The organism is Burkholderia sp. Cy-637 (assembly GCF_011753175.1).
In the GTDB taxonomy this organism is placed as follows: domain Bacteria; phylum Pseudomonadota; class Gammaproteobacteria; order Burkholderiales; family Burkholderiaceae; genus Burkholderia; species Burkholderia gladioli.
In genome coordinates, this window is the sequence record NZ_VWWC01000208.1 from 1 (window position 1) to 10487 (window position 10487).

Annotated in this window: 11 protein-coding genes; 7 read left to right on the forward strand and 4 right to left on the reverse strand. The window is 69.5% G+C overall.

The window, feature by feature from the left end:
- Positions 1 to 25: 25 nt before the first annotated feature.
- From aroE to mpl, 4 genes are all read right to left on the reverse strand, one after another.
- A complete protein-coding gene (aroE, locus tag F3J10_RS31585; protein ID WP_025096819.1) occupies positions 26 to 904 on the reverse strand; it encodes a shikimate dehydrogenase in 879 nt (292 codons plus the stop codon).
- Positions 901 to 2991 (reverse strand): RNB domain-containing ribonuclease, encoded by a 2091-nt coding sequence (locus F3J10_RS31590; RefSeq protein ID WP_046576988.1) that lies wholly within the window; start codon positions 2989 to 2991, stop codon positions 901 to 903. The genes aroE and F3J10_RS31590 overlap by 4 nt, the downstream gene beginning before the upstream one ends.
- A 97-nt stretch (positions 2992 to 3088) precedes the next feature.
- Positions 3089 to 3667 carry a YqiA/YcfP family alpha/beta fold hydrolase gene (locus F3J10_RS31595; RefSeq protein ID WP_025096821.1) on the reverse strand — a complete coding sequence of 193 codons (579 nt, stop codon included), beginning with the start codon at positions 3665 to 3667 and terminating at the stop codon, positions 3089 to 3091.
- The gene (gene mpl / locus F3J10_RS31600) at positions 3664 to 5061 is read right to left on the reverse strand and encodes a UDP-N-acetylmuramate:L-alanyl-gamma-D-glutamyl-meso-diaminopimelate ligase (protein ID WP_025096822.1); all 1398 of its coding nucleotides are present in this window, start codon (positions 5059 to 5061) and stop codon (positions 3664 to 3666) included. Before mpl ends, F3J10_RS31595 begins: the two co-directional genes overlap by 4 nt.
- A 214-nt stretch (positions 5062 to 5275) precedes the next feature.
- On the opposite strand from mpl, the gene F3J10_RS31605 reads away from it, so the two are divergent.
- The 7 genes from F3J10_RS31605 to F3J10_RS31635 all read left to right on the forward strand — a co-directional run.
- Complete coding sequence (locus tag F3J10_RS31605; RefSeq protein WP_167243748.1) at positions 5276 to 5947, forward strand: UDP-N-acetylmuramate--alanine ligase; 672 nt, start codon at positions 5276 to 5278, stop codon at positions 5945 to 5947.
- Positions 5937 to 6488 (forward strand): TlpA disulfide reductase family protein, encoded by a 552-nt coding sequence (locus tag F3J10_RS31610; RefSeq protein ID WP_025096824.1) that lies wholly within the window; start codon positions 5937 to 5939, stop codon positions 6486 to 6488. The genes F3J10_RS31605 and F3J10_RS31610 overlap by 11 nt, the downstream gene beginning before the upstream one ends.
- 195 nt (positions 6489 to 6683) lie before the next feature.
- On the forward strand, positions 6684 to 7136 hold the full coding sequence (aroQ, locus tag F3J10_RS31615) for a type II 3-dehydroquinate dehydratase (protein ID WP_167243749.1): 453 nt from the start codon (positions 6684 to 6686) through the stop codon (positions 7134 to 7136).
- Between the two features lie 68 nt (positions 7137 to 7204).
- Positions 7205 to 7675 (forward strand): acetyl-CoA carboxylase biotin carboxyl carrier protein, encoded by a 471-nt coding sequence (gene accB, locus F3J10_RS31620; protein ID WP_013696593.1) that lies wholly within the window; start codon positions 7205 to 7207, stop codon positions 7673 to 7675.
- 55 nt (positions 7676 to 7730) lie between these two features.
- Entirely contained in the window at positions 7731 to 9098 is a 1368-nt protein-coding gene (gene accC, locus F3J10_RS31625) for an acetyl-CoA carboxylase biotin carboxylase subunit (RefSeq protein WP_025096825.1), read from the forward strand.
- Positions 9099 to 9100: 2 nt separating this feature from the next.
- Entirely contained in the window at positions 9101 to 10003 is a 903-nt protein-coding gene (prmA, locus tag F3J10_RS31630) for a 50S ribosomal protein L11 methyltransferase (protein ID WP_166916218.1), read from the forward strand.
- Positions 10004 to 10046: 43 nt separating this feature from the next.
- Positions 10047 to 10487: MJ0042-type zinc finger domain-containing protein (locus F3J10_RS31635; protein WP_205200557.1), on the forward strand; the 441-nt coding region annotated here is incomplete at its 3' end.

Here is a 10487-nt window from a genome sequence, read left to right on the forward strand (position 1 = left end):
GCCGGCGAAGCTGCCGGCGCTCCGCTCAGGCCGCGGCGGCCAGCGCATCGCGCAGGGCCGCCAGCACGGGCGCGCCGTCGGGCCGCACGCCGCGCCACAGATGGAAGGATTCGGCCGCCTGCTCGACCAGCATGCCGAGCCCGTCGGCGGTGCGCGCGCCGAGCGATTCGGCATGGCGCATGAACACCGTCGGCTGGGCGCCGTACATCATGTCGTAGGCCAGCGTGCCGGCGCCGAACGCGGCCGGGTCGCACTCGGGCAGCGCCGCGTCGAGGCTGCCGGCGGTCGCGTTGACGATCACGTCGTAGGGATGCCGCTCGACCAGCGCCGCGCCGCCGCCGGCCAGCGCGCAGCCGGCATCGTGCGCGGCCTGCGTGAACTGGCCGACCAGCTCCTCGGCCTTGCTGGCGGTGCGGTTGACGATGCTGATCGCGAGCGGGCCGCGATCGAGCATCGGCAGCACTACGCCGCGTGCCGCGCCGCCCGCGCCGAGCAGCAGGATGCGCGCGCCGGCCAGCGACACGCCGAGGTTCTGCTCGATGTCGCGCACCAGGCCGACGCCGTCGGTGTTGTCGCCGTGGATCCGGCCGTCGGCCTCGAAGCGCAGCGTGTTGACGGCACCGGCGGCCGCCGCGCGCGGCGAAAGCGTGTCGGCCAGCGCATGCGCCTCCAGCTTGAAGGGCACGGTGACGTTCGCGCCGCGCCCGCCCGCGGCGATGAACTCGCGCACCGCGGCCGCGAAGCCGTCGAGCGGCGCGAGCCGGGGCGTGTAGTCGATCGCCTGGCCGGTCTGCTCGGCGAAGCGCGCGTGGATGAACGGCGACTTGCTGTGCGCCACGGGATTGCCGAACACCGCGTAGCGCTCGCGCGCGACGGCCTCGGCCGGATTGCGCGGCTCGCTCATTTCGGGTTCTCCTCGCTGTCTCCCGGGGCCGGGGCGGCTGCCTCGCCGTCGGCCTCGGCGAGCGCTTCCGCCTCGCTCTCGGCGGAGGCGTCGGGCGCGTCGACGATGGTGTCGTCGCCGGCCGCCTCGTCAGCGCCCTCCTCCGCGCCCTCGTCCTCGTCGGCGGTCTCGCCGCTCGACACGGTCGGCGCGTCCAGCACGTTGAGCAGCCGCACCGAGGCCTCGATGGTCAGCTCGTCGATCGACATCACGTCGAGCAGCACGCGCGTGCCGCGCGCATGCACGCCGAGCCCCGGCACATGCAGCAGCAGCGGCACTTCCTCGAGCCGCACCAGGTCGCCCTTGACCACCGCGGCGACCACCTGGCGGCGGTTCTCCTGGCGCAGCCAGCGCAGGCACCAGAAATACTCCATGCGGCGCTGGTGATCGGCGTAGGCCGTGTAGGTGTCGTCGAAGCCCTGCACCACCGCGTAGAGATCGGCGTCCTTGGGCTTGAAGGGCGCGGCCAGCTTGGCGGTCACGCCGTGCTGCACGCAGGCCAGCAATTGCCACTGGTTGACCAGGTCGACGTAGCGGCGCAGCGGCGAGGTGCTCCACGCGTACTGCGCCACGCCCAGCCCCTCGTGCGGCGCGGCCGAGGTCTGCATGCGGGTGCGCTTGGGGCCGGTCGGCACGCCGAGCGCGCGCTGCGAGCGGTAGATGCCGGGCACCGTGTGGTCGTGCAGGAAGGCGCCCCAGGTCGAGTTCGAGAGGATCGCCAGCTCCGAGACGATCAAATCGAGCGGCGAGCCGCGCCGACGCGGCGTGATCGAGATGTGCTCGCCCTCGACGTAGAAGTTGTAGTCGGTATTGCGCTGCACCTCGCGCTTGAGGCCGTAGCCGGCACGCGCCACCTGGCGCTTCTCGAACAGCGCCTGGGCCAGCGGCCAGAGCACGGCGATGTCGTCCTTGTGCGGGTAGTCGCCGCTGCCGGCCGCCAGCGTGTCCTCGGTGACCAGCTCGTCGAGCGTGTTGTGGCGCAGGTTGCTCTTCACGAACACGTATTCGGCGCGCGTCTCGTTGGCGACGATGTCCTGGGTTTCGCGATCGACGATGATGTAGAGCGACAGCGCGGGCCGGAAGTCGCCCTCCTTGAGCGTGAACACCTCGACCACGTCGTCGGGCAGCATGGTGATCTTGTCGCCGGGCATGTAGACGGTCGACAGCCGGGCGCGCGCGATCGCGTCGACCTCGTCGCCGCGCGTGATGCCCAGCGCCGGCGCCGCGATGTGCACGCCGATCCGCACGCGGTTCTCGGGCAGGTGCTCGACCGAGAAGGCATCGTCGATCTCGGTGGTGGTCACGTCGTCGATCGAGAAGGCGTCGACCTTGGCGCGCGGCAGGTCCTCGGGCAGCGGGCCCACCGTGACGGGCGGGAAACCGGTGCCGTGCGGGAAATGCTCGGCCAGGAAACGCGCCTCGTGCAGCGCGCGCGGCGAGGCGATGCCGCCGCAGTCGAGCATCAGCCGCGCCTGCGAGACGCCCAGCGCGATCGCCGCCGCGTCGAGCGCCTTGTACTCGATGGAGTTCTTGTCCGGGCGCGTGAGCAGGGCCAGCGCCTTGCCCTCGAACGCGGCCGGCAGCCGGCCGGCCTTCAGCTCGTCCTCGTAGCCGACCTGCACCAGCGCCTGCTGGCGCTTGCGCTCCAGCGAGGCGAGCGCCATCTTCAGTTGCTCCTCGGGCGCGCGCTGGTACTGGCCGCGCCCCTTGCGGCGGAAGTAGACCGGCGAGCCGTGCATGCGCAGCACCAGCGCCGCGCGCTCGACCGGGCCGTAGCTGCTGCCGAAATACTCGTCGGCCAGCACGCCGTAGGCGAATTCCTCATCCGGCGCGCATTCCCACAGGAAATCCAGGTCGATCTCCTGCGCGGCCGCGTCGGCCTGCTGCATCAGCTCGCCGGCGGCGGGCTTGTCGAATTCGATCAGCACATCCTTGGCGCGCACCTTGGCGCGCCGTCCGCCCGGCAACTCGACCTGAAACGCATCGCCCTGGCGCGACAGCACGCTGCCTGCCTTGAAACTGCCCGATTCCTCGAAAAAAACGTTCACTCGTCTGACTCTCGTTGAGACTGTCCGGCGCCGTCACGCAGCGCCTCGTCCAGCTTGGGATTGAATTCGTTCGTCCGCCGGGGCACCCCGGCCGGGTTCAGCGCAACCGCTCGGCGTCGCAGAAGGCGAGCACCTCGTCGGCATAGTCGGCAAATTCGCTGATGCCGTGGTCGCTGCCGTCGATCACGCGGGTCCGGGCGCCCGGGTAGTGCGCGAGCATCTCGCGATAGTCCAGCACCTCGTCGCCCGTCGCGGCGATCAGATAGTAGCGTTCCGGGCGCGTGATTGCGTTCACGCGCAGCGCGTCGAGCTCGCCGAGATGGCGCGGCTCGACCACGATGCTGCCGCCGCCGTGCCACAGCGGCTGTTCGCCCAGGTAGCGCGCCAGGTCGCGCTGCGGCTGGGTGGCCGGATTGAGCAGCACCGCGCGCCAGCCGTGCTTCTCGGCCAGCCAGGTGGCGTAGTAGCCGCCCAGCGAGCTGCCGATCACCGTCACCTGCCGCGCCGCGACGCCGGCCACCTCGGCCTCGGCCAGCTCGATCGCCTCGAGCGGCGACACCGACAGGCTCGGGCAGCGCCATTCCGAGGCACGGCCGAGCTCGGCCAGGCGAGCCGCCAGCAGGCGCGACTTGAACGACTGCGGCGAGGAGCGGAAGCCGTGCAGGTACAGGATCACTCGCCGCTCCCCTGGCGGGCGCCGAGCGCGTCGAGCAGCTTCTGGTGGACGCCGCCGAAGCCGCCGTTGCTCATCACCAGGATCTGGTCGCCGGGACGCGCGGCGGCCGTGACGGCCTTGACCAGCGCGTTGAGGTCGTCGAAGGCCTGGGCGCGCGCGCCGAGCGGCAGCAGCGCGTCGGCCAGGCTCCAGCCCAGCGCGTCGCGCCCGGCGGCGGCGCCGTAGCCGAATACCAGGTCGGCATCGGCCAGGCTGCCCGGTAGCTGCGCCTTCATGGTGCCGAGCTTCATGGTGTTCGAGCGCGGCTCCAGCACGGCCAGGATCCGTGTGTGCTCGCGGCCGACCCGCGCGCGCAGGCCGGCGATGGTGGTCTCGATCGCGGTCGGATGATGGGCGAAATCGTCGTAGACGGTCACGCCGTCGACGCTGCCGCGAATCTCCATGCGGCGCTTGACGTTGCGAAACGCCGAGAAGGACCGCGCCGCCTGCGCGGGCGGCACGCCCACCGAGCGCGCCGCGGCGATCGCGGCCAGCGCGTTCTGCCGGTTGTGCTCGCCCTGCACGGTCCACTCGACCTCGCCCATGCGCTCGCCGCGCCAGTAGACGGCGAAGCGCTCGTCGACCGGCACCCCGTCCTCGGCCGGCAGCGCCTGCCAGCCGCCCTCCACGCCGAAGCGCTCGACCTCGCTCCAGCAGCCGCGCGCGAGCACGCGTTCGAGCGCGGTCTCGCGGCCGTTGCTGACGATCCGGCCGATGCCGGGCACGGTGCGCACCAGGTGGTGGAATTGGGTTTCGATCGCCGCCAGATCGGGGAAGATGTCGGCGTGATCGTATTCGAGGTTGTTGAGCACGGCCGTGCGCGGCCGGTAATGGACGAACTTCGAGCGCTTGTCGAAGAAGGCCGTGTCGTATTCGTCGGCCTCGATCACGAAGAAGCTCGAATCGGTCAGCCGCGCCGACACGCCGAAGTTCAGCGGCACGCCGCCGATCAGGAAACCGGGGTTCAGGCCCGCGTCCTCGAGCAGCCAGGCCAGCATCGAGCTGGTGGTGGTCTTGCCGTGCGTGCCGGCCACCGCCAGCACCCACTTGCCGGCCAGCACGTGCTCGCCCAGCCATTGCGGCCCGGATACATAAGGCAGGCCGCGATCGAGGATCGCCTCCATCAGCGGATTGCCGCGCGAGACCACGTTGCCGATCACGAACAGGTCCGGGGCCAGATCGATCTGCTCGGCGCCGTAGCCTTCGATCAGCTGTATACCCTGTGCCTCGAGCTGGGTGCTCATCGGCGGATAGACGCCCGCGTCGCATCCGGTCACGGTATGGCCGGCCTCGCGGGCGAGCACGGCGAGACCGCCCATGAACGTGCCGCAGATGCCAAGAATATGGATGTGCATAGAGAACTGTCGCGCCGCGCGGGCGCCTGCGAAGTCGCGATTCGAAAGCGGCGGGCCGGCGCCGCGCCGGCATGCGCCGACGCGCGCGCACGCAGGCACCATGGCGACCGGCGCCGGAAGAAAGGCTGTCATTGTAACTGAGCCGTCCGGTCGCGCCCGGGCGCTCGCGCGGCGGCCCGGGCGGGCCGCGCCGATCGAGTATGATTGCCGGATCATGCCTCGAAAACCCCTGCTCGACCCGCGGCGCGTGCGCGAGGAAATCGCGCTGGCCGCCGCCCGCCTCATCGCCGAGGACGGGCTCGACTATGCCTCGGCCAAGCGCAAGGCCGCCCGCCATCTGCTCGGCGAAAGCCGGATTGCCGGCGAATGGCTGCCCGATAACGACCTGATCGAGGCGGAACTGCACGAATACCTGGCGCTGTTCCAGGGCGACACGCAGCCGGCCGAGCTGGAGCGGCTGCGGCGCATCGCGCTCGACTGGATGGAGCGGCTCGCGCCGTTCTCGCCCTACCTGGCCGGCGCGGTGCTCAACGGCACCGCCAACGCGCATTCGGACATCCATCTGCAGACCTTCTCTGACAGCCAGAAGGAGGTCGCGATCTACCTGCTGAACCAGAACATCCAGTACGACGTGTCCGAGACGCGCCATTTCGCGGGCCGCGGCGACGTCGAGACGCTCAGTTTCCTCTGGCGCGAGCGCCGCGACAGCGATGCGATCGGCATCCACGTGGCGCTCTACGACAGCGACGACCTGCGCGGCGCGCTCAGGGCCGACGCGCGCGGCCGGCTGGCCCGCGCCGACGCGGCGGCGCTGCGCGCCCTGATGGCCGCGCCGGCCACCCCCGCCAGTCCTTCAACCTCGATTCGAAGCGAAGATGAACAGTAAACGACTCCTCCCCGTGGCCGTGGTGGCCGCGGTCGCGATTGCCGGCGGCATGGCCGCCGGCCACTGGGTACGCGGCGACGTGTTCGAGAGCAGCGCCCAGGCCGCCACCGCCAAGGCCGCCGACCCGGTCGCGGCGCTCTGGGCCGCCTCGGTCACCGACACCGAAGGCAAGCCGCAGTCGCTCGCCAGCTTCAAGGGCCAGAAGGTCGTGGTCAATTTCTGGGCTTCCTGGTGCGGCCCCTGCGTGCAGGAAATGCCGGAGCTGGTCCAGCTCTCGCACGAATACAAGAGCCGCGGAATTCGCTTCGTCGGCGTGGCCGTGGATTCGGACAAGAACGTCCAGGCCTTCCTGCAGAAGGTCAAGGTCGACTACCCGGTGGTGGTCAGCGGTTATGCCGGCGCGGATCTGGCACGCAATTTCGGCAATACCGCCGGCGCCCTGCCGTTTACCGTGGTAATTGATGCGAACGGCCGGGTACGCGTGACAAAATTAGGTCAAATCCAGGTCGGCGAGCTGAAAAAGACCCTCGATACGCTCTGAGTGTCCAGGCTTTCCGCGACTCGCGTTGCCGGCGGTTGGCTTCCGGTTCGCGGCAGGTTGACGGCAAATATCGCGATCTTCGCGTAACGCCGAGCAAAACCTCCCGCGCGTCGCGCGCCGTGCACGCGGCAAAACTGGACAAATTTCTCGAATCGGCGATAAAGTGCGCCCAATTCCGCAGAAATTGAAGCGACCATGACACGTTTGCTGGTACTGCACGGCCCCAACCTCAATCTTCTCGGTACCCGGGAACCGGAGGTCTATGGGCGCGTGACGCTGGCCGAGATCGATCGGGCGCTGGCCGAGCGCGCGAGCCTGGCAGGTGCCGAGCTCGCCTCGTTCCAGAGCAACCACGAGGGCGCCCTGGTCGATCGCATCCAGGCCGCCCGCGACGAGCAGACCGATTTCATCGTGATCAACCCGGCCGCGTATACACATACCAGCGTCGCGATCCGCGACGCGCTGGCCGGCGTCGGCATCCCGTTCGTCGAGGTGCACCTGTCGAACGTGCATCGTCGCGAACCGTTCCGGCATCACTCGTACTTCTCCGACCAGGCCGAGGGCGTGATCTGCGGCCTCGGCTGGAAGGGCTACCTGTATGCGCTCGAGCACGCGCTCGACAAGCTGCAGGGCGCGCCGCGCGGCTGATCTGTTTCAAGAATCCGAATTGCCGCCGGCCAGTCCGGCGCTTCACGACTAGACAAGGGGAACTCCCGATGGACCTTCGCAAGCTGAAAACCCTGATCGACCTCGTCTCCGAATCCGGCATCTCCGAGCTGGAAGTCACGGAAGGCGAAGGCAAGGTGCGTATCGTCAAGAACGCGCCGCCGGTCTACGTGCAGCCTGCCAGCGGCTACGCTCCGCAGGTGGGCGCCCCCGCGCCGGCAGCCGCGGCCCCGCTCGAAGGCGCCGCCCCGGCAGCCGCGGCGGCGCCCGCCCCGGCCGCGCCGCAGGGCCACGTGGTTACCTCGCCGATGGTCGGCACCTTCTACCGCGCGCCCTCGCCGGGCGCCGATCCGTTCGTGCAGGTCGGCGACACGGTCAAGGAAGGCCAGACCATCTGCATCATCGAAGCGATGAAGCTGCTCAACGAGATCGAGTCGGACAAGGCGGGCGTCGTCAAGGAAATCCTCGTCGAGAACGGCCAGGCGGTCGAATACGGCCAGCCGCTGTACGTGATCGGCTAAGGCCGAGTGCGCCGCCCCGCGCCAGAGCGCGTCACCGGAAAGACGAATACCCGCTATGTTTGAAAAAATCCTCATTGCCAATCGCGGCGAGATCGCCTTGCGCATCCAGCGCGCGTGCCGCGAACTCGGCGTCAAGACGGTCGTCGTGTACTCGGAAGCCGACAAGGAAGCCAAGTACGTGAAGCTGGCCGACGAGGCGGTCTGTATCGGCCCGGCCCCGTCGAACCTCAGCTACCTGAACATGCCGGCGCTGATCAGCGCGGCCGAGGTGACCGACGCGCAAGCGATCCACCCCGGCTACGGCTTCCTGTCGGAGAACGCCGACTTCGCCGAACGCGTCGAGCAGTCGGGCTTCACCTTCATCGGCCCGCGTCCGGACACGATCCGCATGATGGGCGACAAGGTGTCCGCCAAGCAGGCCATGATCCGCACCGGCGTGCCCTGCGTGCCGGGTTCGGAAGGCGCGCTGCCGGAAGATCCCAAGGAAATCGTCAAGATCGCGCGCGCGGTCGGCTATCCCGTCATCATCAAGGCGGCGGGCGGCGGCGGCGGGCGCGGCATGCGGGTGGTGCACACGGAAGCGGCGCTGGTCAACGCGGTCAACATGACCCGCGAGGAAGCCGGCCGGGCCTTCGGCAACCCGCAGGTCTACATGGAGAAGTACCTCGAGAACCCGCGCCACATCGAGATCCAGGTGCTGGCCGACGCGCACAAGAACGCGCTCTGGCTCGGCGAACGCGACTGCTCGATGCAGCGCCGCCACCAGAAGGTGATCGAGGAAGCACCGGCGCCCGGCATCGCGCGCCGCCTGATCGACCGGATCGGCGACCGCTGCGCCGACGCCTGCAAGAAGATGGGCTACCTCGGCGCCGGCACCTTCGAGTTCCTCTACGAGAACAACGAGTTCTACTTCATCGAGATGAACACGCGCGTGCAGGTGGAGCACCCGGTCACCGAGCTGATCACGGGCGTCGACATCGTGCAGGAGCAGATCAAGATCGCCGCCGGCGAGAAGCTCACGCTGCGCCAGCGCGACATCCAGTTCCGCGGCCACGCGATCGAGTGCCGGATCAACGCCGAGGATCCGTTCAAGTTCACGCCCTCGCCGGGTCGCATCACCTCCTGGCACACGCCGGGCGGCCCCGGCATCCGCGTCGATTCGCATGCCTACAACGGCTATTTCGTGCCGCCCAACTACGACTCGATGATCGGCAAGCTGATCGCCTACGGCGCCACGCGCGAACAGGCGATCCAGCGCATGCGCATCGCGCTGTCGGAAATGGTGGTCGAGGGCATCCAGACCAACATCCCGCTGCACCGCGAGCTGATGCTGGACTCGAAGTTCGTGGAAGGCGGTACCAGCATCCACTATCTCGAAAGCCGGCTCGCCGCGAAGCAGCAGGTCGCGCCGGAAGAGGCCTGAGCATGAGCTACCGGGAACTCGTCGTCGAGCTCGCGCGCGAGCATGCCGAAGCGCTCTCCGATGCGCTGATCGAGCTCGGCGCGCTGTCGGTATCGGTGGAGGACGCCGATGCCGATACGCCCGACGAGCAGCCGCTGTTCGGCGAACCCGGCCTCACGCCCGAGCGCACCGCCTGGCAGCATTCGCGCGTGATCGCGCTGATCGCCGAGGCGCATGACCCGGCGGTGCTGCTGGCGGCCGCCGCCAACGAGATCGGGCTCGACGCCGCGCCCGCGCATGCGGTGCGCGAGGTGGAAGAGCAGGATTGGGTGCGCGTCACCCAATCGCAGTTCGACCCGATCCCGATCGGCGAGCGGATCTGGGTGGTGCCCTCCTGGCACGACGCGCCAGATCCCGATGCGCTGGTGCTCGAACTCGATCCGGGCCTGGCCTTCGGCACCGGCAGCCACCCGACCACGCGGCTCTGCATGGAATGGCTCGAGCAGACCGTCGAGGCCGGCCAGTCGGTGCTCGACTACGGCTGCGGCTCCGGGATCCTGGCGATCCTCGCCAAGAAGTGCGGCGCGGGCCAGGTGATCGGCATCGACATCGACCCGCAGGCGGTCGAGTCGGCGCGCCACAACAGCGAACGCAATCGCGCCGAGGTCAGCTACGGCCTGCCCGACGATTGTCCGGCCGGCGAATTCGACATCGTGGTCGCCAACATCCTGTCGAACCCGCTCAAGCTGATGGCTTCGATGCTCGCCGCGAAGGTCAGGCCGGGCGGGCGCATCGCCCTGTCGGGCGTGCTGGCGCGGCAGGCAGAGGAAGTCGCCGCCGTCTATGCGCGCTATGTCGACATCTCGGTCTGGCGCGAGCACGAAGGTTGGGTATGCCTCGCCGGAACCCGGCGGGAAAGCCATTAGAATAGGCGCTGTCCATCACTCCGGCCCCGCTGCCCGGCTGACCATGCCACTCGCGACGCGCTGCCCCCACTGTGAAACCGTCTTCCGGATTCAGCCGGAGCACCTGAGGCTGCATGGCGGGCTCGCGCGTTGCGGACACTGCCAGCAGGTGTTCGACGCCGCGCACTCGCTGGTCGACCCCGATCCCGAGCTGGCCCCGGCCATCGTCGAAACCACGCCCGCCGCCGCGGGCACGCCGCCGCAACCGCCGCGCGTGTTCTCGGCCACCGCGCCGCAAGCCACGCCCGCGCAGGCAGCCGACGGCAATTTCACGCCGGGCGCCTGGGACATGTGGGCGCCCTGGCTCGACGGCGGCATCGATCCCAAGCTACGCCACAACAGCGGCAATACCGACGCCACGCCGCTGGTGCCGATCGCGGCCGTGCCCGCGGGCGAGGTGCCGGCCAGCGAGGCGGGCCTGATGCGCGGCGCGCCGGCGGCGGCC

Coding starts and splice junctions, on each gene's coding strand:
- aroQ (WP_167243749.1), top strand. CDS start 6,684: ATGACACGTTTGCTGGTACTGCACGGCCCCAACCTCAATCTTCTCGGT.
- accC (WP_025096825.1), top strand. CDS start 7,731: ATGTTTGAAAAAATCCTCATTGCCAATCGCGGCGAGATCGCCTTGCGC.
- accB (WP_013696593.1), top strand. CDS start 7,205: ATGGACCTTCGCAAGCTGAAAACCCTGATCGACCTCGTCTCCGAATCC.
- aroE (WP_025096819.1), bottom strand. CDS start 904: ATGAGCGAGCCGCGCAATCCGGCCGAGGCCGTCGCGCGCGAGCGCTAC.
- mpl (WP_025096822.1), bottom strand. CDS start 5,061: ATGCACATCCATATTCTTGGCATCTGCGGCACGTTCATGGGCGGTCTC.
- F3J10_RS31610 (WP_025096824.1), top strand. CDS start 5,937: ATGAACAGTAAACGACTCCTCCCCGTGGCCGTGGTGGCCGCGGTCGCG.
- F3J10_RS31605 (WP_167243748.1), top strand. CDS start 5,276: ATGCCTCGAAAACCCCTGCTCGACCCGCGGCGCGTGCGCGAGGAAATC.
- prmA (WP_166916218.1), top strand. CDS start 9,101: ATGAGCTACCGGGAACTCGTCGTCGAGCTCGCGCGCGAGCATGCCGAA.